The 23,758-nt window shown below is 73.9% G+C and carries 21 protein-coding genes, 1 pseudogene and 1 riboswitch; of the genes and pseudogenes, 14 read left to right on the forward strand and 8 right to left on the reverse strand.

Features of this window, described 5'->3' with window-relative positions; all coding sequences use genetic code 11:
• Positions 1-81 precede the first annotated feature (81 nt).
• From hpnE to ABD981_RS08585, 8 genes and pseudogenes are all read left to right on the forward strand, one after another.
• A complete protein-coding gene (gene hpnE / locus ABD981_RS08550; protein ID WP_046910931.1) occupies positions 82-1,506 on the forward strand; it encodes a hydroxysqualene dehydroxylase HpnE in 1,425 nt (474 codons plus the stop codon).
• A 38-nt stretch (positions 1,507-1,544) separates the two neighbouring features.
• On the forward strand, positions 1,545-2,603 hold the full coding sequence (locus ABD981_RS08555) for a polyprenyl synthetase family protein (protein WP_046910932.1): 1,059 nt from the start codon (positions 1,545-1,547) through the stop codon (positions 2,601-2,603).
• Between the two features lie 128 nt (positions 2,604-2,731).
• Positions 2,732-4,727, forward strand: a pseudogene (gene shc, locus ABD981_RS08560) (squalene--hopene cyclase).
• Positions 4,727-5,443: a phosphorylase family protein gene (locus tag ABD981_RS08565; protein WP_123955037.1), complete on the forward strand. Its 717-nt coding sequence runs from the start codon at positions 4,727-4,729 to the stop codon at positions 5,441-5,443. The pseudogene shc and the gene ABD981_RS08565 overlap by 1 nt, the downstream one beginning before the upstream one ends.
• Before the next feature lie 7 nt (positions 5,444-5,450).
• On the forward strand, positions 5,451-6,473 hold the full coding sequence (hpnH, locus tag ABD981_RS08570; protein WP_046910934.1) for an adenosyl-hopene transferase HpnH: 1,023 nt from the start codon (positions 5,451-5,453) through the stop codon (positions 6,471-6,473).
• A gap of 79 nt (positions 6,474-6,552) precedes the next feature.
• The gene (locus ABD981_RS08575) at positions 6,553-7,920 is read left to right on the forward strand and encodes an aspartate aminotransferase family protein (RefSeq protein WP_046910951.1); all 1,368 of its coding nucleotides are present in this window, start codon (positions 6,553-6,555) and stop codon (positions 7,918-7,920) included.
• An 87-nt stretch (positions 7,921-8,007) separates the two neighbouring features.
• Positions 8,008-8,661: a helix-turn-helix domain-containing protein gene (locus ABD981_RS08580; RefSeq protein ID WP_240495425.1), complete on the forward strand. Its 654-nt coding sequence runs from the start codon at positions 8,008-8,010 to the stop codon at positions 8,659-8,661.
• 33 nt (positions 8,662-8,694) lie between these two features.
• Positions 8,695-8,856, forward strand: coding sequence for a DUF6126 family protein (locus tag ABD981_RS08585; RefSeq protein WP_165591013.1), 162 nt, complete (start codon positions 8,695-8,697; stop codon positions 8,854-8,856).
• Positions 8,857-8,938: 82 nt separating this feature from the next.
• Here ABD981_RS08585 and ABD981_RS08590 read toward each other — a convergent pair whose 3' ends face one another.
• Positions 8,939-9,736 (reverse strand): tyrosine-protein phosphatase, encoded by a 798-nt coding sequence (locus ABD981_RS08590; RefSeq protein ID WP_046910935.1) that lies wholly within the window; start codon positions 9,734-9,736, stop codon positions 8,939-8,941.
• Positions 9,737-10,109: 373 nt separating this feature from the next.
• Positions 10,110-10,264, forward strand: a riboswitch (cyclic di-AMP (ydaO/yuaA leader).
• Between the two features lie 4 nt (positions 10,265-10,268).
• Here ABD981_RS08590 and ABD981_RS08595 point away from each other — a divergent pair.
• Together ABD981_RS08595 and ABD981_RS08600 are read left to right on the forward strand one after the other, a co-directional pair.
• Complete coding sequence (locus ABD981_RS08595) at positions 10,269-11,243, forward strand: M23 family metallopeptidase (RefSeq protein WP_046910936.1); 975 nt, start codon at positions 10,269-10,271, stop codon at positions 11,241-11,243.
• A gap of 161 nt (positions 11,244-11,404) precedes the next feature.
• On the forward strand, positions 11,405-12,199 hold the full coding sequence (locus ABD981_RS08600) for an SGNH/GDSL hydrolase family protein (RefSeq protein ID WP_046910937.1): 795 nt from the start codon (positions 11,405-11,407) through the stop codon (positions 12,197-12,199).
• Here ABD981_RS08600 and ABD981_RS08605 read toward each other — a convergent pair.
• The 5 genes from ABD981_RS08605 to ABD981_RS08625 are packed head-to-tail and all read right to left on the reverse strand — an operon-like array spanning position 12,186 to position 17,545.
• Entirely contained in the window at positions 12,186-13,052 is an 867-nt protein-coding gene (locus ABD981_RS08605; RefSeq protein WP_046910938.1) for an STM4011 family radical SAM protein, read from the reverse strand. The genes ABD981_RS08600 and ABD981_RS08605 overlap by 14 nt on opposite strands.
• 11 nt (positions 13,053-13,063) lie before the next feature.
• Positions 13,064-14,443: an STM4012 family radical SAM protein gene (locus ABD981_RS08610; RefSeq protein WP_046910939.1), complete on the reverse strand. Its 1,380-nt coding sequence runs from the start codon at positions 14,441-14,443 to the stop codon at positions 13,064-13,066.
• Positions 14,440-15,267, reverse strand: coding sequence for an STM4013/SEN3800 family hydrolase (locus tag ABD981_RS08615; protein WP_046910953.1), 828 nt, complete (start codon positions 15,265-15,267; stop codon positions 14,440-14,442). Before ABD981_RS08615 ends, ABD981_RS08610 begins: the two co-directional genes overlap by 4 nt.
• 17 nt (positions 15,268-15,284) lie before the next feature.
• Positions 15,285-16,589 carry an STM4014 family protein gene (locus ABD981_RS08620; RefSeq protein WP_205628281.1) on the reverse strand — a complete coding sequence of 435 codons (1,305 nt, stop codon included), beginning with the start codon at positions 16,587-16,589 and terminating at the stop codon, positions 15,285-15,287.
• Positions 16,586-17,545 (reverse strand): STM4015 family protein, encoded by a 960-nt coding sequence (locus tag ABD981_RS08625; protein ID WP_046910940.1) that lies wholly within the window; start codon positions 17,543-17,545, stop codon positions 16,586-16,588. Before ABD981_RS08625 ends, ABD981_RS08620 begins: the two co-directional genes overlap by 4 nt.
• A 137-nt stretch (positions 17,546-17,682) precedes the next feature.
• On the opposite strand from ABD981_RS08625, the gene ABD981_RS08630 reads away from it, so the two are divergent.
• From ABD981_RS08630 to ABD981_RS08640, 3 genes are all read left to right on the forward strand, one after another.
• A complete protein-coding gene (locus ABD981_RS08630; RefSeq protein ID WP_046910941.1) occupies positions 17,683-18,135 on the forward strand; it encodes an iron chaperone in 453 nt (150 codons plus the stop codon).
• A 144-nt stretch (positions 18,136-18,279) separates the two neighbouring features.
• On the forward strand, positions 18,280-19,389 hold the full coding sequence (locus ABD981_RS08635; RefSeq protein ID WP_046910942.1) for a glycoside hydrolase family protein: 1,110 nt from the start codon (positions 18,280-18,282) through the stop codon (positions 19,387-19,389).
• A gap of 129 nt (positions 19,390-19,518) precedes the next feature.
• Positions 19,519-20,310, forward strand: a complete 792-nt coding sequence (locus ABD981_RS08640; RefSeq protein WP_046910955.1) for an SIMPL domain-containing protein — start codon at positions 19,519-19,521, stop codon at positions 20,308-20,310.
• Here ABD981_RS08640 and ABD981_RS08645 read toward each other — a convergent pair.
• Together ABD981_RS08645 and ABD981_RS08650 are read right to left on the reverse strand one after the other, a co-directional pair.
• Positions 20,295-21,071 carry a TetR/AcrR family transcriptional regulator gene (locus tag ABD981_RS08645; RefSeq protein WP_123955039.1) on the reverse strand — a complete coding sequence of 259 codons (777 nt, stop codon included), beginning with the start codon at positions 21,069-21,071 and terminating at the stop codon, positions 20,295-20,297. The two genes, ABD981_RS08640 and ABD981_RS08645, sit on opposite strands and share 16 nt — an antisense overlap.
• Before the next feature lie 101 nt (positions 21,072-21,172).
• Complete coding sequence (locus tag ABD981_RS08650) at positions 21,173-22,351, reverse strand: glutamate dehydrogenase (protein ID WP_046910943.1); 1,179 nt, start codon at positions 22,349-22,351, stop codon at positions 21,173-21,175.
• Between the two features lie 119 nt (positions 22,352-22,470).
• On the opposite strand from ABD981_RS08650, the gene ABD981_RS08655 reads away from it, so the two are divergent.
• Positions 22,471-23,748, forward strand: a complete 1,278-nt coding sequence (locus tag ABD981_RS08655; RefSeq protein WP_046910944.1) for an MBL fold metallo-hydrolase — start codon at positions 22,471-22,473, stop codon at positions 23,746-23,748.
• The last annotated feature ends 10 nt before the right edge of the window (positions 23,749-23,758 follow it).

The following is a 23,758-nucleotide window of genomic DNA, read 5'->3' on the forward strand; positions in this document are numbered from 1 at the left end:
GCCGGCCGCGGACCGGGCGCGGACAACCCGTGCCGCCCGTTCCGCGTCCCTGACCATGACGTTCGCAGGGGAGGCTGCCGCATGACCGCCGATCAGCGCTGGGCCACGGCCGGGGACACCGCCGTCGGCGGCGGCCCGCGGCCGCACGCCGTCGTGGTCGGCGGCGGCCTCGCCGGCGTCACCAGCGCCCTCCAGCTGGCCGACGCCGGGGTGCGGGTCACCCTGCTGGAAGGGCGCCCCCGGCTGGGCGGCCTCGCCTTCTCGTTCAAGCGCGGCGAGCTCACCGTCGACAACGGCCAGCACGTCTACCTGCGCTGCTGCACCGCCTACCGCTGGTTCCTCGACCGCGTCGAAGGCGCCCACCTCGCGCCCGTGCAGTCCCGGCTCGACGTGCCCGTGCTCGACGTCGGCCACCCGGCCGGGCCCCGGCTCGGACGGCTGCGGCGCACCGGCCTTCCGGTGCCCCTGCACCTCGCCAGGAGCCTCGCAACCTATCCGCACCTCTCGCTCGCCGAACGGGCGAGCGTCGGACGGGCCGCGCTCGCCCTCAGGAAGCTCGACCCCGCCGACCCCGCCCTCGACGGGATCGACTTCGCGACCTGGCTCGGCCGCCACGGGCAGTCCCCCCGCACCGTCGAGGCGCTGTGGGACCTCGTGGGCGTCGCCACCCTCAACGCCACCGCGCCGCACGCCTCCATGGGGCTCGCCGCGATGGTCTTCAAGACCGGCCTCCTCTCCGAGCCCGGCGCCGCCGACATCGGCTGGGCGCACGTCCCGCTCGGCGAGCTGCACGACACCCTCGCCCGCAAGGCCCTGGACACGGCCGGGGTGCGCGTCGAGGTGCGCGCCAAGGCCGAGCGGATCCTCCGGAACGACGGCGGCGGCTGGAGCGTCCACACCGCAGGGGAGACCCTGGAGGCCGACACCGTCGTCCTCGCCGTACCGCAGCGCGAGACCCGCGAGCTGCTGCCCGACGGGGCGCTCGACGACCCCGACAGGCTGCTCGACATCGGCACCGCGCCCATCCTCAACCTGCACGTCGTCTACGACCGCAAGGTGCTGCGGCAGCCCTTCTTCACCGCGCTCGGCTCCCCGGTCCAGTGGGTCTTCGACCGCACCGAGTCCTCCGGCCTGACCGGCGGCGGCCAGTACCTCGCCGTCTCCCAGTCCGCCGCCCAGGACGACATCGACGAGCCCGTCGCCGCGCTCCGCGAGCGCTACCTCCCGGAGCTGGAGCGGCTGCTGCCCGCCGCCCGCGGCGCCGGGATCCGCGACTTCTTCGTCACGCGGGAGCGCACCGCGACCTTCGCCCCGACCCCCGGCGTCGGGCGGCTCCGCCCCGGCGCCCGCACCCACGCCCCGGGCCTGTACCTGGCCGGCGCGTGGACCGCCACCGGCTGGCCCGCGACCATGGAGGGTGCGGTCCGCAGCGGCTTCAGCGCCGCGGGCGCCGCGCTCTCCGCCCTCGGCCGCCGTTACGACCATCCGCTGCAGGAGGCGGCATGAGTGTGAGTACCGGAACTAGAGGAGAAACCGTGCCGACTGTGCCCCCGGGGAATCCGGCGGTCGACACCGCGGACGTCGCCGCACTGCTGGAACGGGGCCGCGCCCTGTCCACGCCCGTCATGCGGGCGGCCGTCGACCGCCTCGCGCCGCCCATGGACACCGTGGCCGCGTACCACTTCGGCTGGATCGACGCCCACGGCAACCCGGCCGAGGGCGACAGCGGCAAGGCCGTCCGCCCCGCGCTGGCCCTGATCTCCGCCGAGGCCGCGGGCGCCGCCCCCGAGGTCGGCATCCCCGGCGCCGTCGCCGTGGAGCTCGTGCACAACTTCTCGCTGCTCCACGACGACCTGATGGACGGCGACGAGCAGCGCAGGCACCGCGACACGGTGTGGAAGGTGCACGGCCCCGCCCAGGCCATCCTGGTCGGCGACGCCCTCTTCGCCCTCGCCAACGAACTGCTCCTCGAACTCGGCACCGTCGAGGCCGGCCGGGCCACCCGCCGGCTGACCACGGCCACCCGCAAGCTCATCGACGGGCAGGCCCAGGACATCTCGTACGAGCACCGCGAGCGGGTCACCGTCGAGGAGTGCCTGGAGATGGAGGGCAACAAGACCGGCGCCCTGCTCGCCTGCGCCGTCTCCATCGGCGCCGTCCTCGGCGGCGCGGACGACCGCACCGCCGACAAGCTGGAGGAGTACGGCTACCACCTCGGCCTCGCCTTCCAGGCCGTCGACGACCTGCTCGGCATCTGGGGCGACCCGGAGTCCACCGGCAAGCAGACCTGGTCCGACCTGCGCCAGCGGAAGAAGTCCCTGCCGGTCGTCGCCGCCCTCGCGGCCGGCGGCCCCGCCTCCGAGCGGCTCGGCGAACTGCTCGCCGCCGACGCCAAGAGCAGCGACTTCGACAGCTTCTCCGAGGAGGAGTTCGCCACCCGCGCCGCCCTCATCGAGGAGGCCGGCGGGCGTGAGTGGACCTCCCAGGAGGCCCGCCGCCAGCACGCGATCGCCATCCGGGCCCTGCACGACGTGGAGCTGCCCGCCCACGTCCGTTCCCAGCTCACGGCGCTGGCCGATTTCGTCGTCGTCCGGAAGAGATGATCACCATCACTCTGATATGAGTGCGCAGTCGCCGGCCGGTGCCTCCCGGCACCAGCCGACGGCAGACCCGAAGAAGCAGATCAACGCGGAAGTACGCCGAAGTACACCGACTGCACGAAGGGGAAGCCATGACAGCGACGACCGACGGAAGCGCCGGGGCCGTGGGCCCCCGGGCAGCCGCGGCCAGCGACACCTCAGACCGCACCGACCGTGGGGGAGCGACCCTCGAAGCCTCCGCCGCCGAGGCCGCGGAACGCTCCGTACGGCACCTCCTCGGCCGCCAGGACCCCGAGGGCTGGTGGAAGGGCGACCTGGAGACCAACGTCACCATGGACGCCGAAGACCTCCTGCTGCGCCAGTTCCTCGGCATCCTGGACCCGGAGACCACCCGCGCCGCCGCCCTCTTCATCCGGGGCGAGCAGCGTGAGGACGGCACCTGGAGCACCTTCTACGGCGGGCCGGGCGAGCTCTCCGTCACCATCGAGGCCTACGTCGCCCTGCGACTGGCCGGAGACCTCCCCGACGCCCCGCACATGGCGCGCGCCGCCGCCTGGATCCGGGACCGGGGCGGCATCGCCGCGGCCCGGGTCTTCACCCGGATCTGGCTCGCCCTGTTCGGCTGGTGGCGCTGGGAGGACCTGCCCGAGCTGCCGCCCGAGCTGATCTTCCTGCCCTCGTGGTTCCCGCTCAACATCTACGACTTCGGCTGCTGGGCCCGGCAGACGATCGTGCCGCTCACCGTCGTCTCGGCCAAGCGCCCGGTGCGGCCCGCGCCCTTCCCGCTGGACGAGCTGCACACCGACCCGGCCCGGCCGAACCCGGCGAAACGTCTCGCTTCCGTGGCCAGTTGGGACGGCTTCTTCCAGCGGGTCGACAAGGGGCTGCACCTCTACCGCAAGATCGCCCCCGCGCCGGCTGCGGAAGACCGCCATGGACGTCGCCGCCCGCTGGATCATCGAGCGGCAGGAGAACGACGGCTGCTGGGGCGGCATCCAGCCGCCGGCCGTCTACTCGGTGATCGCCCTCCACCTCCTCGGCTACCACCTGGACCACCCCGTCATGCGGGCCGGGCTGGAGTCCCTCGACCGGTTCGCGGTCTGGCGCGAGGACGGCGCCCGGATGATCGAGGCCTGCCAGTCGCCGGTCTGGGACACCTGTCTGGCCACCATCGCCCTCGCCGACGCCGGGGTCCGCCCCGACGACCCGGCGCTGGTCAAGGCGGCCGACTGGATGCTCGGCGAGGAGATCGTGCGCACCGGCGACTGGGCGGTGCGGCGGCCCGGACTCCCGCCGGGCGGCTGGGCGTTCGAGTTCCACAACGACAACTACCCGGACATCGACGACACCGCCGAGGTGATCCTCGCGCTGCGCCGGGTGAAGCACCCCGATCCGGAGCGGCTGGACGCGGCCGTCGCCCGCGCCGCCCGCTGGACCGGCGGCATGCAGTCGAAGAACGGGGCCTGGGGCGCCTTCGACGCCGACAACACCAGCCCCTTCCCCAACCGGCTGCCGTTCTGCGACTTCGGCGAGGTCATCGACCCGCCCTCCGCCGACGTCACCGCCCACGTGGTGGAGATGCTGGCGTACGAGGGCAAGGCCGGGCATCCGCGCACCCGCCGCGGCATCGAGTGGCTGCTCGCCGAACAGGAGCCGGGCGGCGCCTGGTTCGGCCGCTGGGGCGTCAACTACGTCTACGGCACGGGCTCGGTGGTGCCCGCCCTGACCGCCGCCGGGCTGCCCGTCGGCCACCCGGCGATCCGGCGGGCCGTCGCCTGGCTGGAGTCCGTCCAGAACGAGGACGGCGGCTGGGGCGAGGACCTGCGCTCCTACACCGAGCGCCAGTGGATCGGCCACGGCACCTCCACCGCCTCGCAGACCGCCTGGGCGCTGATCGCCCTGCTCGCGGCGGGCGAACGGGAGTCGGAGGCGGTCCGGCGGGGCGTCGCCTGGCTGGTCGGGACCCAGAGGGAGGACGGCTCCTGGGACGAGCCGTACTTCACCGGTACGGGTTTCCCCTGGGACTTCTCCATCAACTACCACCTGTACCGGCAGGTCTTCCCGCTCACGGCGCTCGGCCGGTACGTGCACGGGGAGCCGGTGCTGCACGGCCCCGGGGGCGCCTGATGGCCCGGGACCCCGGCGGAGCCGCCGGATCCGGCAGCCCCGGTGGCCCCGGCAGCCCCGGTGTCCGCGGCGCGCCGGCCGCCGTGCCGCCGCTGCTCATCGCCTGCGCGCTCGGCATCGAGCAGCTGGCGCTGCGCAGCGGCGCGCGCGGGGAGCGGGCCGGGGCGCCCGCGCCGCTGACGGTGGTGCGGACCGGGATGGGCCCCGCGCACGCGCGCCGGACCGTCTCCCGGGCCCTGGAGCGCGAGGCCTGGCGGGACGCGGCCGTCATCGCCTCCGGCTTCTGCGCGGGGCTCGAACCAGGGATGCACCCCGGCGACCTCGTCGTCGCCGACGAGACCCGCGGCCCCGACGGGGTCACCCCCTGCACGGGCACCGAGCTGCTGGTGAAGGCGCTCGCCCGGGCGGTGCCGGGGCGAGCCGTCCACACCGGCCCGCTGACCGGCTCCGACCACGTGGTGCGCGGCCCCGAGCGGGCCGAGCTGCGGGCCGGCGGGGCGGTCGCCGTCGACATGGAGTCCGCCGCCACCCTGCGTACGGCGGTGGCGGCCGGTCCCCGCCCGGTTGCGGCCGTACGGGTGGTCGTGGACGCTCCAGAACATGAACTGGTCCGGATCGGCACGGTACGCGGTGGAATATCGGCTTTCCGCGTTCTTCGTGCCGTCCTTCCCGCATTCTTCGAATGGCACCGTTCTTTGCTGCTCCCCAGGAGGTGAGCGAGTTATGGCCATGCCGCTCCGTCAGTCCATCCGGGTCGGGACCTACCTCTTCGAACAGAAGCTCCGCAAGCGGGACAAGTTCCCGCTGATCGTCGAGCTGGAGCCGCTGTTCGCCTGCAACCTCAAGTGCGAGGGCTGCGGCAAGATCCAGCACCCGGCGGGCGTGCTCAAGCAGCGCATGCCGGTCGCCCAGGCCGTCGGGGCCGTCCTGGAGTCCGGGGCGCCGATGGTCTCCATCGCCGGCGGCGAGCCGCTGATGCACCCCCAGATCCACGAGATCGTGCGCCAGCTGGTGGCCAAGCGCAAGTACGTCTTCCTCTGCACCAACGCGATGCTGCTGCGCAAGAAGCTGGAGAACTTCACCCCCTCCCCGTACTTCGCCTTCGCCGTCCACATCGACGGACTGCGCGAACGGCACGACGAATCGGTCGCCAAGGAGGGCGTGTTCGACGAGGCGGTGGCGGCGATCAAGGAGGCCAAGCGGCGCGGCTTCCGGGTCACCACCAATTCGACCTTCTTCAACACCGACACCCCCCAGACGATCATCGAGGTGCTGAACTTCCTCAACGACGACCTCCAGGTCGACGAGATGATGATCTCGCCCGCATACGCCTACGAAAAGGCCCCCGACCAGGAGCACTTCCTCGGCGTCGAGCAGACCAGGGAACTCTTCAAGAAGGCCTTCGCAGGCGGAAACCGGCGTCGTTGGCGGCTCAACCACTCGCCGCTCTTCCTCGATTTCCTGGAAGGCAAGGCCGATTTCCCCTGCACCGCGTGGGCGATCCCGAACTACTCCCTCTTCGGGTGGCAGCGCCCCTGCTATCTGATGAGCGACGGCTACGTCCCCACGTACCGCGAGCTCATCGAGGAGACCGACTGGGACAAGTACGGCCGCGGCAAGGACCCGCGCTGCGCCAACTGCATGGCGCACTGCGGCTACGAGCCCACCGCCGTCCTCGCCACCATGGGCTCGCTCAAGGAGTCCCTGCGCGCGGTCCGGGAGACGGTCCACGGGAACAACGGGTGAGCCGGCCGTGACGGGCGGGACGGGCGAGCCCGGAGGACCGGGCGCTACCGGCGGAGCGGCCGGGGCCGGCGGCTTCGACCTGCGGGCGCTGCTCGCCGAGCGCGGGGGCGAGCGGTACGAGCTGCACGCCCGGTACCTCAACCACCAGCTCCCGCGCATGCTCCACACCATCGGCTTCGACAAGGTGTACGAGCGGGCCGAGGGCGCCCACTTCTGGGACGCGGACGGGGCGGACCACCTCGACATGCTCGCCGGCTTCGGCGTCATGGGCCTGGGCCGGCACCACCCGGTCGTCCGCAAGGCGCTGCACGACGTCCTCGACGCCGGGCTCGCCGACCTCACCCGCTTCGACTGCCAGCCGCTGCCCGGACTGCTCGCCGAGCGGCTGCTGGCCCACAGCCCCCACCTCGACCGGGTCTTCTTCGGCAACAGCGGCACCGAGGCCGTGGAGACCGCCCTCAAGTTCGCCCGTCACGCCACCGGGCGGCCGAGGGTCGTCTACTGCTCCCACGCCTTCCACGGGCTCACCGCCGGCTCGCTCTCCGTCAACGGCGAGAAGGGCTTCCGGGACGGCTTCGCCCCGCTGCTGCCCGACACGGAGATCGCGCTCGGCGACCTGGACGCGCTGGAGCGGGAGCTGCGCAGGGGGGACGTCGCCGCCTTCGTCGTGGAGCCGATCCAGGGCAAGGGCGTGCACGCGGCCCCGCCGGGCTTCCTGCGCGCCGCCCAGGAGCTGCTGCACCGGCACGGCGCGCTGCTCATCGTCGACGAGGTGCAGACCGGCCTCGGCCGGACCGGCGACTTCTACGCCTACCAGCACGAGGAGGGCGTCGAGCCGGACCTGGTCTGCGTCGCCAAGGCGCTCTCCGGCGGCTACGTGCCGGTCGGCGCCACGCTCGGCAAGGACTGGATCTTCAAGAAGGTCTACTCGTCGATGGACCGGGTCCTGGTCCACTCGGCCAGCTTCGGCTCGAACGCGCAGGCGATGGCCGCCGGGCTCGCCGTGCTCTCGGTGATGGAGTCCGAGGACACGGTCGCCCACGTACGGCGGATCGGCGACCTGCTGGCCGGCCGGCTGCGCGAGCTCGTGCCGCGCTACGAGCTGCTGAAGGAGATCCGGGGCCGCGGGCTGATGATCGGCATCGAGTTCGGCCGGCCGTCCTCGCTGGGCCTGCGCAGCCGCTGGACGATGCTCCAGGCCGCCCGCAAGGGCCTCTTCGCCCAGATGGTCGTGGTGCCGCTGCTCCAGCGCCACCGGATCCTCACCCAGGTCTCGGGGGACCATCTGGAAGTGATCAAGCTGATCCCGCCGCTGATCATCGACGAGGCGGACGTGGACCGCTTCGTGACCGCCTTCACGGCGGTGATGGACGACGCCCACGGGGGTGGCGGGCTGATGTGGGACTTCGGGAAGACGCTGGTCAAGCAGGCGGTCGCACAGCGCTGACCGCACGGAGACCGGCCCGGACCCGAGGTCTTTTGCCTCTGGGGCAATAAACTTGCCTCAGAGGCACGATCCTGGCGGAATGGACGCATGGACCACGTCCCCGGGGAGACCTCCCCGGCCCCTGCCGCCCACGACGCCACCGGCGCCGACGGCCCCGGCGTCCTGCCGGACGTCGCCCCGCAGCTGCGGGCCCTGCGCCGCCGCCGGGGGCTCACCCTGGAGGCCGCCGCCCAGCGCGCCGGTCTCTCCCCGGCCCACCTGTCCCGGCTGGAGACGGGGAACCGGCAGCCCTCGCTGCCGATGCTGCTCGCCCTGTCCCGTATCTACGGTACGACGGTCTCCGAGCTCCTGGGCGAGATCCCGCCCGAGCGCGACCCGGTCGTCCGGGCCGGACGCTCCGAGCCGGTCGAGGCGGACGGCTGGATCTACCGCCAGGCCGGCGGCGCCGGGCGCGCCCTGCAGTGCCTGCGCGTGCACGTCCCCTACGCCACCCGCGCCGACATCGTGCGGGTCCACCCCGGCGAGGAGTGGATCCACGTCCTGGAGGGCCGGGTCCGGCTCGCCCTCGGCGACGCGGTGCACGTCCTCGATCCCGGGGACAGCGCGCACTTCGACTCGCTCACCCCGCACCGGATCGGCGCCGCCACCCGCTCCGGGGCCGAGCTGCTCTTCGTCCACACCCTGATGCAGAGTCCCGTCGCCGAGCTGTGCCTCGGCGACGGGACCCCGCACCGGCGCTGACCCTTCGAGTCTCTTTACGTGGAAAGGACCGACATGTCTGAGATTCCCGCGAATTCCGTACCGGACACCGGCGAAGAGCGCGGCGGCGGCAAGTTCCCCAAGGGTCTGGTGCTCCGTCTGTTCGCCTACCTGATCGCCGGCCACCTCTTCGCAGGCTTCCTCTACCTGCTCTTCGAGATGGGCGGCAACCGGTAGGGGCCGGCCCGGCGGGCACGGAGCCGCGGGTGGCGGTGACGGGGGCGGGAGGCTCGGGCGAGCCTCCCGCCCCCGCCGCGTCCTACGCCTCGTCGAGCAGCCGCGCGCGCAGCTGGTCCCGGGTCTCCGGGGCGAGCCGCAGGCCCTCGGACAGGTAGGCGTCCACCGAGCCCCAGGTCCCCTCGATGGTGTCGAAGGCGGCCCGCAGGTACTCCACCCGCGCGTCGAACAGCGGGCTGAGCAGCTCCATCACCTCGGGCGACATGGCGTCCGCGGCGTCGGAGCCGCGCGTCACCTTGTAGCGCCGGTGCGGCTCGTTCGACTTCACGTAGTCCGCCTCGATCGCCTCGCGCTCGACGCCGAGGGCGAGCAGCGTGATCGCGATGGACAGGCCGGCGCGGTCCTTGCCGGCGGCGCAGTGCATCAGCGCCGGGAGGCTGTCCTCGGCCATGGCGTGCAGGATGCGGCTGTGCTCGGCCGTCCGCTCCACGATCATCTTCTGGTACGACTCGGACATCCGGGCCGCGGCCTTGCCGTCGCCCAGGATCTCGTGCAGCTGGGCCAGGTCGCCGGTGCGCACCAGCTTCCAGAACTCCTTGCCGTCGGCCGGATCGTTCAGCGGTATGTTCACGTTCGTCACGCCGGGCAGTTCGACGTCCGCCCCCTCGATGCGCACGTCGGCCTCGTTGCGGAAGTCGAAGACGGTGTGCAGGTCGAGGGTGGCCAGAAACGTCGCGTCCTCCGGCGTGGCGTGCGCCAGGTGACCGCTGCGGAAGAGGCGTCCGGCGCGCACGCTCCGGCCGTCCACCGTCGGCAGCCCGCCGAGGTCGCGGAAGTTGCGTACGCCGGTCAGCTCGGGCTCGGTCGTCGCTTGCGTCACGGATGCTCCTGGTCTCGAGATCGGTTCCTGGGGCAATCATCCAGGTGAGGGGCCCCGAACGCATCCCCTCTGGCAGGAATGAGCAATCTGTCCGAATTACGCCCTTAGGGGTAACGCGCCCTGATACCGGGGGAGATGGGATTCGGCGCGTGAGCAGCGTCATAAACGTGACGGACCGTGGCTGATCGTCTTTCCCAAATTCCCTTCCGGAAAGGGAAATCGAGGGACCGTCATCCACGGAGGGTGACCGCAATTCCGGCCGGAAATCGCGCCCGTGCCGCCGTCGCGAAAACAGTGGCTTGTTCGTTCCCGCCCGCCTCGTCTAGCGTCGCGCTCAATCCGGACGGACCGCCTAATCCTGCCGCCGACCGGAATCCGCACACCACCCGGACAAGGCAGGAGCGGGGGACCCAGGTAGTACGCCGATCCCTCGAAGAAGGACGGCTCGGGGTGAAGTCGCGCGACCGCGCGGCCGGACATCTCCAGTCCGAACCCGACAGCTCACCTCGCAGGCGACGGAGAGGAATTCGTCATGCCCGCGAAGGGTAAGCACCGTCGTCCCAAGGCCAATCCGATCACCCGCGGCTTCGTCGCCGCCGGCACCGGTGGCGCCATCGTCGCCCTGCCGCTGATCGGCGCGACCGGCGCGCACGCCGCCGAGCAGGCCGCCCCGATCGCGAAGGCCCCGCAGGCCGTCGCCGCCGCGGCCCCCGCCCAGGCCCCGGCCGCCGCTCCCGCCGCCGCCCCGAAGGCGTACACCGTCGTCCGTGGCGACTACCTGTCGAAGATCGCCGACGAGCACCACCTCGCCGGCGGCTGGCAGAAGCTCTACCGCGACAACCGCCAGGTCGTCGGCGAGGACCCCTCACTGATCCTCCCCGGCATGAAGCTCACCTTCGGCGCCAAGAGCACCGGCAAGCACACCGGCAAGGCCCACCCGCCGAAGGCCGCCGCCCCCGCCCAGAGCAGCGGTGACGACACGCGTGCCTCCCGCGGCGGCGAGCGCTCCGCGGCCCCCGCCACCTCGGCCTCCTCCTCCGCGGCCGCTTCCTCCTCCTCCTCTTCGTCGTCCTCCTCCTCGGCGGGCGAGACCTCCTCCTCCGGCTGGGTCGCCCCGATAGCCGGCGGCGGTGTCTCCACCCCGTACCGCGCCTCCGGCTCGATGTGGTCCTCCGGCTACCACACCGGCGTCGACTTCATCGCCTCCACCGGCACCACCGTCCGCGCGGTCGGCCCGGGCACCGTCTACTCCGCCGGCGACGGCGGCGCGTACGGCAACCAGGTCGTCATCCAGCACGCCGACGGCACCTTCTCGCAGTACGCCCACCTGTCCTCGATCTCCGTCTCCGCCGGTCAGACCGTCACCGGCGGCCAGCAGATCGGCCTCTCCGGCGCGACCGGCAACGTCACCGGCCCGCACCTGCACTTCGAGATCCGCACCGGGCCGGAGTACGGCTCCGACATCGACCCGCTGGCCGCCCTGCGCGGGCACGGCGTCAGCATCTGACCCCGGAGACCCGTGGGTTCACCCCGGAGGCCCGGCACCCGCGTGCCGGGCCTCCGGGGTATTCCGACTTGGGGGAATCTTTATGGGTGGCATATGTCACCCGCCGTCAACCCCTCCTTACGGTCGCGTAGGTCACATCCGTAAAGGAAGGATGTGGTCTCGTGGCAGACGATTCGAGAACATCAGACAAGCACGCATTCGGGTCGTACGCGGCGATCGGTGACAGCTTCACGGAGGGCGTCGGTGACCCCGGGCCCGACGGGACGTACGTCGGATGGGCGGACAGGTTCGCGGTCCTCCTCGCCGACCAGCTGCCGGAGAACGACGCCTTCCGCTACGCCAACCTGGCGGTGCGGGGGCGCCTTCTGGACCAGATCGTCGCGGAGCAGGTCCCCCGGGCGAAGGAACTCGCCCCCGACCTGGTGACCTTCTGCGCCGGCGGCAACGACATCATCCGCCCCGGCACCGACCCCGACGACGTGGCCGAGCGCTTCGAGCGCGCCGTCGCCGACCTGACCTCCGCCGTGGGCACCGTCATGGTGACGACCGGCTTCGACACGCGCGACGTGCCCGTCCTGAAGCACCTGCGCGGCAAGATCGCCACCTACACCGCCCACGTCCGGGCCATCGCGGACCGCTACGACTGCCCGGTGCTCGACCTGTGGTCGCTGAAGTCCGTCCAGGACCGGCGGGCCTGGGACGACGACCGGCTCCACCTGTCCGCCGAGGGGCACACCCGGGTCGCGCTGCGCGCCGCCCAGGTCCTCGGACTGCCGGTGCCGGCCGACCCGGACCAGCCGTGGCCGCCGCAGCCGCCCCGCGGCACGCTGGAGGTCCGCAAGGACGACATCCACTGGGCGAAGGAGTACCTGGTGCCCTGGATCGGGCGCCGGCTGCGCGGCGAGAGCTCCGGGGACCACGTCGAGGCCAAGCGCCCCGACCTCATGCCCCTGTAGGGGCCCCGGGCGGACCGGCCGGGATCCGCTCCAGGACGCCGCCGGCGAACACGTCGTACAGCGGCAGCGTCTCCAGGTGGACGTAGCCGATGTGGCAGTCGCAAACGGCCAGCGGGCAGGACCGGGGGCGCAGCGCGGCCCGGTACGAGCCGTCGTAGAGGTTGCCGAGCTCGGCCCGTACGAAGTGGCAGCGCCGCACCGTCCCGTCGCCGTCCACCGAGACGACCGACTCGCCGGTGCGGCAGGGCAGCCCCGCCGAGCGGTGCGGATGCCTGCTGTACGGGAAGAGGGGGTCGAGGGCCGTCCAGTCCCCGGCCTCCTCGTCGGTGTAGGTGTGGCCCTCGGCCGCGTTCACCCACAGGTAGACGCCCGCCGGGAGCTCGGCGCGCAGCCGCCGGGCGGCGGCCAGGTGGCCCGGGAGGCCGACGATCCCGACGCTGAACCGGATCCCCCGCGCCGCGAGCGCGCGGCACTTGCCGAGGAACCGCTCGTACGGGGTCTGGCCCGGGTGGTAGGTGCACCAGAGCGCCACCGTGTCCGGGTCGGCCTCGTCCAGCCACTCCGTGCGGCAGCTCAGGTTGGTCTGGATCGCCACCCGCTCCACGTGCGGCAGCCGGGAGAGCTCGACCAGCGCCCGCCGGTACCAGGACCGCACCAGGCCCTCGCCCCACGGGGTGAAGAGGATCCGCAGCCGGTCCTCCCGCCGCTCCGCCGCCCAGTGCGCGAAGCGCTCCAGGGCGGCCCGGTCCGCGGTCAGCGCCGCGCGGCTGTCGCGGCGCTTGGCGAAGGGGCAGTACGGGCAGTCGTAGTCGCAGGAGGCCAGCGGGCCCCGGTACAGCAGGGTCAGATCCATCCCGTGCTCCGCTACTTCGCCTCGTACGCGGCCATCGCCGCCCGCACCGCCGGGGAGAACAGCTCGGGGCCGAGCCCGTCCGAGTGCGCCAGGCCCTCCGGGGAGAGCCGCAGCAGCCCGCCGGGCGCGTCCCCGTCCAGCCAGCCCAGCGCCTCGAAGCGGGCCAGTTCGGCCGGGAAGTCCGCGAAGGGCGAGGTGCCGAAGCGGGCCGCGTAGTCGGCCGTCTCCATGCCCTGGGCCTGGAGCAGCGACTGCAGCAGATGGCGGCGGCGCGCCTCGTCCGCGTCGGTCCACCGGCCCACCTCCGCCCGGGAGAAGTCCGCCGTCCCGGTGTAGGCGTCGATGATCGAGCGGATCTCGCGCATCCCGACCGCGTAGTCGAAGGAGTAGTGCAGCCGCGAGGTGTACGAGCGGGCGCCGCAGCCCAGGCCGATCATGCCGTCCGTCTGGCAGGCGTGGTCGTCGGGGCCGAGCGCCGGCGCGTCCGTACGGCGGAACATGCGCATCGACACCTGCGTGTAGCCGCGGGCGAGGAGGTGGTCCCGGCCGTACCGGTAGAGCCGCAGCCGCTGCTCGTCCCACTCCCGGTCGGCGTCCTGCCCGGGGGCCTGCCGGCCGAGACCGGTGAGCGGGCGGACGTACAGCGGGTAGAGGTAGAGCTCCTCGGGCTCCCAGTGGAGCGCGGCGTCGAGCGAGCGGCGCCAGGACTCCTCGGTCTGGCCGTCGATGCCGTAGATCAGGTCGATGTTGAGGACCGGGACGCCGGTGTCCCGGATGCGGCCGAGGGCGGCCTCGACGTCCGCCCGGCGCTGCGGTCGCACGGCGGCCCGGGCCTCCGCCTCGACGAAGCTCTGCACGCCGATGCTCAGCCGGGTCGCGCCCCGCTCGGCGAGGACCGCGAGCCGGTCGGCGGTCGCCGTGGCCGGGGAGGTCTCCACGGACAGCGGCACCGCCCGCAGGTCCGCCCCCATCCGCCGCTCGGCGATGTCGCAGAGCCGCTCCAGTTCGGCGGCGGTCAGGTACGTGGGCGTGCCCCCGCCGAAGGCGGCCGTGGCGAACCGCACCGGAGCCGCGTCCCCCAGCGCCTCGCGCACCGCCGCGGCCTGCCGGTCCAGCGCGTCGAGATAGCGGGTGGTCAGCTCGCCCGGGGCGCCGATCCGGGTGAAGAGGTTGCAGAAGCCGCAGCGGACCTCGCAGAAGGGTATGTGGGCGTAGAGCGACAGCGCGTCCTTCGGCTCGTCCGCCCAGAGCGCGGCGAGCGGGGCCCGCTCGGACAGCGGACGGTAGGCCGTCTTGTGCGGGTAGGCGTAGACGTAGCTGCGGTACGGGCGCGGGGTCCCGGCCGGGCGGGTCGTGCGGGTCGCGCGGGTCGGCGGGGTCGTGCGGGTCATGCGGTCTTCTCCATGCTGTCCGGGCCAGGCAGGATGAAATGTGCATACGGCACATTCCATACGCTCTCATGGCCCAGCCGGTGCCCGGTGAAGCCGTCCTCCCCGTACGCCGTGCCGTGGTCGGAGCAGACGACGGCGAAGCAGTCCCGGCGGCTGCTCATGGCCGCGAACAGGCGTCCGATGTGCCGGTCGACGTACTCCAGGGCGGCGGCGTGGGTGTCCCGGGTGTCGCCCGCCTCGCGGGTCGCGCCCGACCGGTGGAACCAGTTGGGCTGGTGCAGGGCCGAGACGTTGACGAAGAGGAAGAGGCGCCGGTCGCGCGGGAGCGCGGCGACGACCTCCTCGGCGCGCTCCACCTGGGACGCGAAGGAGGTCGGCGAGGCGACCCCGAACGAGGGCTCCCAGTGGCTCTCCTGGAACAGGCCGGGCAGGACCGTGCCGAGCGGCGGCAGCCGGTTGAAGAAGCCGACCCCGCCCACGCACACGGTCCGGTAGCCCTCGTGCGCCAGCGCGGACACCAGGTCGGGCGTGTCCCGGAAGACGTAGGTGCCCTCGGCGGTGGTCTCGCTGCCCGCGAACGAGGCGGCGAAGAGCCGCGGGTGCGGTCCCGGGGACGCCGGGGTGGGCAGGAAACCGGCGAAGATCGCCTGGTGGGAGGCGTAGGTGAAGCTCCCGGGCGCGTGCCGGCGCTCCCAGGCGCCGCCGGGCAGGTGCCGGGCCAGGTTCGGGATGCGGCCCTCGGCGGCGAGCTCGGCGGCCACGTCGTACCGCAGCGTGTCGAGCGTGACGAGGAGCAGATCGTGACTCCCGACGATCCGGTTCATGTCCAGCGCGGGCGGTGTCACGGCGTGCTCGTTCCTGTGGGTCGGGTCTCGTGGGGCTGGTGGTTCTGGTGGTTCTGGTGGTTCTGGTGGGTCTCGTGGGTTTCGCGGGTCCGGCGGAGGTCTCGGGTCCCGCGAGACTCGCGGGTCTCGGGGAGATCCCGGGTGTCGCGGGTCCGTCGGGCCGGGCGCCCCGGGTGCCCCGGTCGGCCCGGGCGGGCGGGTCGGGTACGGACGTACGCGGCGACCTGGGCCGCGTAGGTGTCCAGGCCCTCGGCCCCGCTCCCCGGCAGGCCGGTGAGACCGGGCAGCAGGTCGCCGAAGGCGTTGACCTCGCCGACCGCGAAGCGCCGCCAGCCGGCGGCGGGCAGCAGGTCGACCCCCACGCAGCGGGTGCCGGGGAAGGCCGCCGCGGCCCGCTCGCACACCTCCAGGGCGTCGGCGAACCGCCCGCCCGCGGCGGCGATCGCGGCCCGCGCCGCGTCCAGGTCTCCCCGGGCGCCGCCCAGGTGCAGGTTGGTCATGGGGGAGCGGCTGGTGCGCACGACGGCGTGGGTGGCCCGGCCGTCGACGACGACCACCCGCAGGTCGGCCGCCCGCCCGCCGAGGGAGGCCTTCGGCAGCCAGCGCTCCACGTGCAGCCCGTCCGGGGCGAGCGCGTCCACGACGGCCGCGATCTCGCGTTCGGAGGTGTAGCGGCGCACCCGCAGCGAGTTGTGCAGCCGCCCGTCGGCGCGGAGCTCGACCGAGGTGGTCGCCTGCGTCCGGCCGGAGGCGGACGTCTCCAGGGCGAGCACCCCGGAGGCCGAGGAGCCGTGAGCGAGCTTCACGAAGACCCGGCGCATCCCCGGCAGGTCCGTCAGCGCCCGGACGTCCTCCCACCCGCGCACGGGCGGGGCGGCCGGACCCGAGGTCGGCGCGGGCGGCACCGGGACCCCGGCCGCGAGGAGGCGGCCGTGCCCGAGCCGCTTGTCGAAGAGGACGGCGAGCTCGTCCGGATCGCCGAGGAGGTCCGCGCCGGCCGACCGGACCCCGGCGGCGAGCCCGTGCGCCGCCGCCGTGAAGCGCGCGAACCAGCGCCCGGTGCCCTCGACCCGGGTCGGCTCCGGCACGCCCCGCAGCAGCCGGTCGACCTCCGGCTCCTCACCGGGGGAGTCCAGGCGCACCAGCTCCCCCGGGTGGAAGCGGGCCCCGCCCCGCAGCACGTCGAGCCACGGCACGACCCGCGGCCGGGGCAGCCCGGCGGCGAGCGCCGCGTCCAGGAAGAGCCGCACGCGGCGGCCTTCCGGGTTGCCGACGACGGCGAGGGACGGGGCCGCGCTCACTCGGCGACCGCCACGTACCGGTAGACCTCGCCGTCGCCCTCGTCCTCCGGCGTCTGCGGGTCGTCGAGGTCGACCGTCACCCCGTGCGGCGCGAGCGCGGCGGTCAGCCGTTCGGCCGTCTCCGGGGACAGGTAGTGGTGGGCGAGGCCGAGGCGGCGCAGATGGGTCAGCGGCTGCCCGGCGAGCAGCGCCGCCGCGCCCTCGTCGGTGAGCACGCCCATCGACAGGTCGAGTTCGTCGAGGCGGGCGACGACCGGCGCGCCGGCCACGGCCGCGGCGACCTCGTCCTGGATGTCGCTGTTGCGCAGTCCGAGCCGGCGCAGCGCGGGCAGCCGGGCCCCGGACAGCAGCGGCTCCAGGTCGGCGGGGGTCGTGTCCGCCCCGTACTCCTCGGTGCCGAGCCACAGGTCGAGCCGCTCCAGGGCGGGCAGCTCACTGGCCGCGACGCCCCGCACGACCTCGGCGCCCAGGCCGCCGCTCTCCAGCACCAGGGCGCGCAGGCCGGTGTGGTGCACGGGCGGGAAGACGAGCCCGCTGCCGCCGCGCACCCCGAGCTCCCGCAGCGCCGGGTAGGCGGCGAGCAGCGGGGTGACGTCCGACTGGATGATCCACGAGATCTCGCAGTCCTCCGAGGTCATGTCGCCGAGGAACACCGCCTCCAGGCCGGTGAGCCGGTCGTTGGCCCCGATCAGGGCCTTCACGATCGCGGCGGAGGAGGTGTCGTAGGCCTCGTCCCAGCCGCCGACGACCACGGCCCGCACCCGGGCGGTGTCCACCGTCGCCAGGAAGCGCTCGAACAGCGGCTCCCACAGCTCGTCCTCGGGGTCGGAGTACGTCGGTGCGGAGAGCCGCCAGGCGACCGAGGCGGCGTCGGGCAGCTCGACCGTGGCGCCGGGCGCCGGGAACTCGTACACGGGCAGGCCGTGGAACTCCTGCAGGTGAACCCCAATGGTCATGAGCGCTCCATACTCCGGACACCACGCGGTGCCGATCGGCTGATGCCAGAAGTTCTACCAAGGGCCGCCGACAATCGGGTGCGGCGGGATAGGGTCCACCTCCCCCTCGAGATCCTCCACGATCGGAGCGAACGGCCATGGGCAAGACCGAAGACGGTGCGTACGAAGGGTTCTCGGCCGAGGAGCGGGCCGCGATGAAGGACCACGCCCAGGAGATGAGGAAGGCCTCGCGCCGTGCCTCGAAGGAGGAGAAGGCGGCGGAGGCGGAGCGGGACGTGCTCGCGAAGATCGCCGAGATGCCGGAAGCGGACCGGGCCATGGCCGAGCGCGTCCACGCCGTGGTGACGGCCGCCGCGCCCGCACTCGGGGCGAAGCTCTGGTACGGGATGCCGGCCTACGCGCTGGACGGCAAGGTCGTCTGTTTCTTCCAGAGCGCGGAGAAGTTCAAGGCGCGCTACGCGACCCTGGGCTTCAGCGACCTGGCGCGGCTCGACGACGGCGCGATGTGGCCGGCCGCGTTCGCCCTGACCGAGGTGACCGCGGAGGTGGAGGCGCGCATCGCCGAGCTGGTGAAGCGGGCGGTGGGCTGAGTCCGCCGGAGTGACGGCGGGGCGGGGCCCGGTCCGGCCTTCGCGCGTGTCCGGGCCGATATCCGACGATTCATCAGATAATCATCGGAATTGCTTGTCCCGTCGAGTGCCGACCGGTGTCCCCGGCACGAGAGGAGGGGCACCATGCCCGTCCGCCACGCCCTCACCACCCTGCTGCTCGCCCTGGCCGCGCTGCTCGTCCCCGGCGCCGGCGCCGCGGCCGCACGCGCCCCGCTCCCGCCCGCGTTCACCATCTCGGGCCTCGACCTCCACGACACCCAGCTCGCCCGGTTCGGCGACACCTACTACCTCTACGGCTCGATGTACGGCTGCGGCTACGAGTGGTACGTGGCCGACACCCCCTGGTGCGGCTTCGGCGTCTCCACCGCCCCGAGCCCCCAGGGGCCCTGGAGCACCCCCCGGCCGCTCTTCGACCCCACCACGGTCGACCCCTGGACCGACGACTCCTGGCAGGTCACCTGCGGCGGCACCGGCCAGGGCTGCTTCAACCCGCGGATGATCCGCCGCAGCGGATGGGGCCGCGACGACGGCGTCTTCATCCTCTGGTTCAACAGCCCCCGGCACTACACCGTCGACAACAGGACGAACGCCTACAACGCGATGGGCTGCGCCTCGGCGGCCGGACCCTGCGGTCCCGGCGTCACCCCCAACGGCTCGTACAACAAGCCCACCCTCAAGATCTGCGCGGGCAACGGCGACTTCGGCTTCATCGCCTCCGGCACCCCCGGCGGGCGGCCCGCCCTCGTCTGCACCCTCCCCGGAGCGGCGCAGCTCAACATCGAGGAACTCGACCAGTGGGGGAGCGGCGGCCGGGCCGTCGGCGTCCGCCAGGTCGCCGGACTGCGCAACGTCGAAGGGCCCGGCGGCTACTGGGACCCCGTCGCGCGCCGGTACGTCCTCACCTACGCCGACCCCGCCTGCGGCTACTGCGCCGGCACCCCGATCGGCTACGCCACCGCGCCCTCGCTGTACTCGGGCTGGACCGCGCCCGGCAACGTGGGCTGGAGCGCGCCCCTCAACGGGCGCCGCGTCTTCAACGGCAACAGCTGCGGCGGCCAGCCGCGCACCGTGACCGTCCTCGACGGACAGCCCTGGCAGATCATCGACCTGTGGCTCGGCACCCGCAACGAGACCGCCGCCGCCACCCATCTCGTCCCGCTGTCCTACACCCCCTCGCCCGGCGTCGCCGGCGACGGCCGGGTCTGGCGCCCGCCGCTCGCCCTCGCCTGCTGACGTCGCGCGGCGGCGCCCGCGCCGCGTCCGGAGAGGTGAAGGCCCGCCCGCCCCAGGAGTGGCGCTGCGCCGACCGGGGCGGGTCCTGGTGGGATGTGCGCGCCGAACACCACCCCGAAGGGACCGCCCATGACCCCTCGTCACCCCGCGAGCCGGCCCGCCCGCATCCCCGCCCGCACCGGGCGCGCGCTCGCCGTCGCGGCCGGCCTGGGCGCGCTGCTGCTCGGTGCCGCGGCCCCCGCCGTCGCCGCCGCCCCCGGCGCGACGGTCCGGCACACCGCCGTACGGGCCGCCGCGCCCGCCACCGTCACGGTCAGCGGAAGCGGCCGGGCGTCCGCCGCGCCCGACCTGGCCGTGGTCTCGGTCGGCGTGGAGGCGACGCGCCCGACGGCCAAGGAGGCGATGGCCGCCCAGAGCACGGCGGCCACGGCGCTCCTGGACGCCCTGCGGGGACAGGGCATCGCCGACCGCGACGTCCGCACCGAGAACCTGTCCCTCTCGCCGGTCTACACCCAGACCGCCGAGGGCGAGAGCAAGGTGACGGGCTATCAGGCCGGGCAGAGCTTCTCGGTGAAGGTCCGCGACGTCGACAAGGCGGGCCAGGTCGTCGGGGCGGTCGGCGACGCCACCGGCGACGCGGGCCGGGTCAACGGCGTCTCCTTCGACGTCTCCGACCCGACCGCGCTGCGGGCCAAGGCCCGCGAGGCCGCCTTCCGCGACGCACGCGCCAAGGCCGCCCAGCACGCCGAGCTCAGCGGCCACCGGCTCGGCCGCCTGGTGTCCCTGACCGAGGGCGAGGCCGTCCGCCCCGGCACCGGCGCCGTCCCCGGCGCCCCCGCCGACGGCGGCGCCAGCGTGCCGCTCGCCCCCGGCGAGATCGAGGAGCACGTGACGGTCACGGTGGTCTACGAGCTGATCTGAGGAGGACCGGGCGGCTCGTCCGGCCCCGCCGGCCCGCCCGCTTCGCTTGCGCCCTCCGTGCCCTCCGTGCCGTCTGTGCCGCCCGTGCCGCCCGTGCCGTCTGTGCCGTCTGTGCCGCCCGTGCCCTCCGTGTCGCCCGCGCCCTCCGCGCCCTCCGCGCCGTCCAGGGACGCCAGCCCCAGCTCCCGCGCCAGCGCCCCGTCCGCCCACTCCAGCATCGTCGCGCGGGGCAGCGGACCGGCGTACGCGGTCGTCTGGACCGCCAGGCCGTCCAGGAACGCGGTGAGGCGCCAGGCCGCCGCGGCCGGGTCCGGACAGGCGAACTCCCCGGCCGCCGCGCCCTCGGCGATCACCCGGGCCAGCGCGGCCTTCCACTCCCGGTCCAGCGAACCGGCGACCTCGCGCAGCGCCGGTTCGCGCAGCGAGGCCGCCCAGCCCTCGATCCACAGCCGCCAGCCCTTGGCCCGGCCGGTCGGCGCGTACCAGCGGACCGCCGCCCGGAGCCGGCGCACGGCCGTGGTCCGGCGGTCCAGCACCCGGCGCAGCCGGACCAGGTCCTGCTCGGCCGCGTGCGCGAAGGCCGCCGCGACCAGCTGCTCCTTGCTCGCGAAGTGATACAGGACCAGCGCGTTGCTGACCCCCAGCTCCGCCGCCACGTCCGCGATCCGGACCGCCGCGACCCCCTTGGCCTCGATCCGGCCGACGGCCGCCCGGAGCAGCGCCTCGCGCCGCTCCGCCACGCCCAGCCGCACTCTCGCCATGTCCCGCACCCGTCCCGTCAGTGCCCGTCCGCCCCGCGTCCGGACCCGTCAGCACCCGTCAGTACTCGTCGTCAGTACTCGTCAGTAACCCTCAGTGCCCCTCAGTACCAGCCGTACCGCTCGGCGATCACCGGCAGCCGCTCCTCCACCAGCGCGTGCGCCGCCGCGCGCGGGGTCGTGCCGTCCGCCTCCGCCCGGTCCAGCATCAGGCCCACGAGCTCCCGCATCGCCCGCCTGACCCGGTCGAAGGCCGCCTCCGCGTCCGCCTCGACGTCGCCGAAGAGCGTCCACCACCACCAGGCGTTCGTGCCCGAATTGACCACCACGTCCGGCAGCACGGTCACCCCGCGCGCCGCGAGCAGCTGCTCCGCCTCCGGGAGCACCGGCATGTTGGCGGCCTCGACGATCAGCCGGGCCCGCACCCGCTCCTGGTTCGCCGCGTCCACGGCGTACGAGACGGCGGCCGGCACCAGGACCTCCACGTCCGCCGCCAGCCAGGCGTCCCCGGGCTCCTCGCGGTCCCCGGGCCGCAGCACCGCCCGGTCCACCGCGCCGTGCGCGTCGCGCGCCGCGAGCAGCGCCTCCACGTCCAGGCCCTCCGGGTTCACGATCGTGCCCTTCACGTCGGCCACGGCGACCACCCGCAGCCCCGCCCGGGCCAGGAAGCGCGCCGTGGCCCCGCCCATCGTCCCGAAGCCCTGCACGGAGACGCGCGCGCCCCCGTACGGCGTTCCCGCCCGGTCGAGGGCCGCCAGGGCCGCCTCGGCCACCCCGCAGCCGCCGACGAGCTCGTCCAGGCCGATCCCGTCCACCTCCAGGGCGAACGCGTCGGCCAGCCGCGCCCGGGCCGCCGCCTCGTCGTCCAGCAGCGGGTACACGGCCTGGACCGAGGAGACCAGACCCGCCTCGGCCGCCGCCCGGTCCACCAGGTCCTGGGTCAGCCCCAGGTCCTCGCCGGTGGTCCAGAAGCGCTCGATGTACGGGCGCATCGCCCGCAGGTAGCGCACGAGCACCCCGTACGCCTCGGGGGAGCGCGGATCGCAGTCGATGCCGCCCTTGGCGCCGCCCAGCGGCACGTAGCGGGCCGAGGGGTCGTAGTGCAGGGCCTCCTTCATGGTCATCCCGCGGGCCAGCCCCGCGACCTCCTCGGCCGTGCACCCCTCCCGCATCCGCAGGCCGCCGCTGGCCACCCCGCGCACCAGCCGGTCCACGACCAGATGGCCGCGGCGGCCCGTGACGTGATCGGTCCATCCGACGCTCAACAGGGGGGCGGTGCTCATCGGCACACTCCTCGGTACTCCCGTTCTTACTGAATAGCGGTTCAGTATGGCTGATCGTCCGGGCGCCGGAGGCCGCGGGCCGCCCATAATGAAAAGATCCTCGACTTTCAGGAGGTCCTGTGACCGGCACTGGCCCCGACCACTCACTGCGGGCACGGCTGCGCGCGCTGCGCCCCGAGGCCTTCGGCGCCGACCCGACCGGGGAGCGCCTGGAGCGCATCCGCCGTTCCCCGAACTTCGCGGACGGGGTGTTCGTGAATCCGGAGCGGGCCCGGCACCGGCCGTCCGGCTCGACGGTCGAGTTCGCGAAGATCTACTTCGAGAAGGAGGCACGGGCGCGCCGAGCCCCCACCGGCACGATCCCCGTCCACCCGACCACCCTGGCCGACCTGGCCCGGCCGCCGGCCTCGGGGCTCCGGATCACCTGGATGGGGCACTCCAGCGTCCTCGCCGAGATCGACGGCCGCCGGGTGCTCTTCGACCCGGTCTGGGGCGACCGCTGCTCGCCCTTCGCCTTCGCCGGCCCCAAGCGCCTGCACCCCGTCCCCGTCCCGCTGGCGGCGCTCGGCCCGGTCGACGTCGTGGTGATCTCGCACGACCACTACGACCACCTGGACCTGCCCACGGTCAAGGCGCTGGCCGGCACGGACACCCTCTTCGCGGTGCCGCTCGGGGTCGGCGCCCACCTGGAGCGCTGGGGCGTGGCCGCCTCCCGGCTGCGCGAGCTGGACTGGACCGAGTCCACCGAGGTCGGCGACCTGCGGCTGACCGCGAACCCGGCCCGGCACTTCTGCGGCCGGGGCCTGCGCAACCAGCAGCACACCCTCTGGGCCTCCTGGACCGTCGAGGGGCCCGAGCACCGGATCTACCACAGCGGCGACACCGGCTACTTCTCCGGTTTCGAGGACATCGGCGCGGCCCACGGCCCCTTCGACGTCACCATGATCCAGATCGGCGCCTACTCCGAGTACTGGCCCGACATCCACATGACCCCGGCCGAGGGCGTCCGCGCCCACCTCGACCTCCAGGGCGGCCGCCCGCACGGCGTCATGCTGCCCATCCACTGGGGCACCTTCAACCTCGCACCGCACCCGTGGGCGGAGCCGGGGGAGGGCACCGTGGCGGCCGGCGCGGAGGCCGGACAGCGGCTCGCGCTGCCGCGGCCCGGCGAGCCCTTCGAACCGGGCGCGGCCGTGCTTCCCGAGGCCCCTTGGTGGCGCGCCGTCGCGCACGCCCCCGAGGGCGGCTGGGGCGGCGCGGGCGGTGCGGACCGCCACGGCGTGCGCGCCGGCGGCGGCGACGCGAACGCGAACGCGCACACGGGCGTCGTGGACGTCGCCGGGGAGCGGCACGCGGACAGCGGGCGGAGCGCGCAGGAGGCGGCGCCCACCCCGTAGTCGATGGTCC

The sequence above is a fragment of the Streptomyces showdoensis genome, from assembly GCF_039535475.1.
GTDB lineage: Bacteria > Actinomycetota > Actinomycetes > Streptomycetales > Streptomycetaceae > Streptomyces > Streptomyces showdoensis.

What these genes read in the sequence shown, in the direction of transcription:
- ABD981_RS08580 (WP_240495425.1), top strand. Translation starts at nt 8,008, where the DNA reads ATGGACCACGTCCCCGGGGAGACCTCCCCGGCCCCTGCCGCCCACGAC.
- hpnH (WP_046910934.1), top strand. Translation starts at nt 5,451, where the DNA reads ATGGCCATGCCGCTCCGTCAGTCCATCCGGGTCGGGACCTACCTCTTC.
- ABD981_RS08585 (WP_165591013.1), top strand. Translation starts at nt 8,695, where the DNA reads ATGTCTGAGATTCCCGCGAATTCCGTACCGGACACCGGCGAAGAGCGC.
- ABD981_RS08565 (WP_123955037.1), top strand. Translation starts at nt 4,727, where the DNA reads ATGGCCCGGGACCCCGGCGGAGCCGCCGGATCCGGCAGCCCCGGTGGC.
- hpnE (WP_046910931.1), top strand. Translation starts at nt 82, where the DNA reads ATGACCGCCGATCAGCGCTGGGCCACGGCCGGGGACACCGCCGTCGGC.
- ABD981_RS08610 (WP_046910939.1), bottom strand. Translation starts at nt 14,443, where the DNA reads ATGACCCGCACGACCCCGCCGACCCGCGCGACCCGCACGACCCGCCCG.
- ABD981_RS08625 (WP_046910940.1), bottom strand. Translation starts at nt 17,545, where the DNA reads ATGACCATTGGGGTTCACCTGCAGGAGTTCCACGGCCTGCCCGTGTAC.
- ABD981_RS08615 (WP_046910953.1), bottom strand. Translation starts at nt 15,267, where the DNA reads ATGAACCGGATCGTCGGGAGTCACGATCTGCTCCTCGTCACGCTCGAC.
- ABD981_RS08595 (WP_046910936.1), top strand. Translation starts at nt 10,269, where the DNA reads ATGCCCGCGAAGGGTAAGCACCGTCGTCCCAAGGCCAATCCGATCACC.
- ABD981_RS08605 (WP_046910938.1), bottom strand. Translation starts at nt 13,052, where the DNA reads ATGGATCTGACCCTGCTGTACCGGGGCCCGCTGGCCTCCTGCGACTAC.
- ABD981_RS08640 (WP_046910955.1), top strand. Translation starts at nt 19,519, where the DNA reads ATGACCCCTCGTCACCCCGCGAGCCGGCCCGCCCGCATCCCCGCCCGC.
- ABD981_RS08630 (WP_046910941.1), top strand. Translation starts at nt 17,683, where the DNA reads ATGGGCAAGACCGAAGACGGTGCGTACGAAGGGTTCTCGGCCGAGGAG.
- ABD981_RS08635 (WP_046910942.1), top strand. Translation starts at nt 18,280, where the DNA reads ATGCCCGTCCGCCACGCCCTCACCACCCTGCTGCTCGCCCTGGCCGCG.
- ABD981_RS08645 (WP_123955039.1), bottom strand. Translation starts at nt 21,071, where the DNA reads ATGGCGAGAGTGCGGCTGGGCGTGGCGGAGCGGCGCGAGGCGCTGCTC.
- ABD981_RS08650 (WP_046910943.1), bottom strand. Translation starts at nt 22,351, where the DNA reads ATGAGCACCGCCCCCCTGTTGAGCGTCGGATGGACCGATCACGTCACG.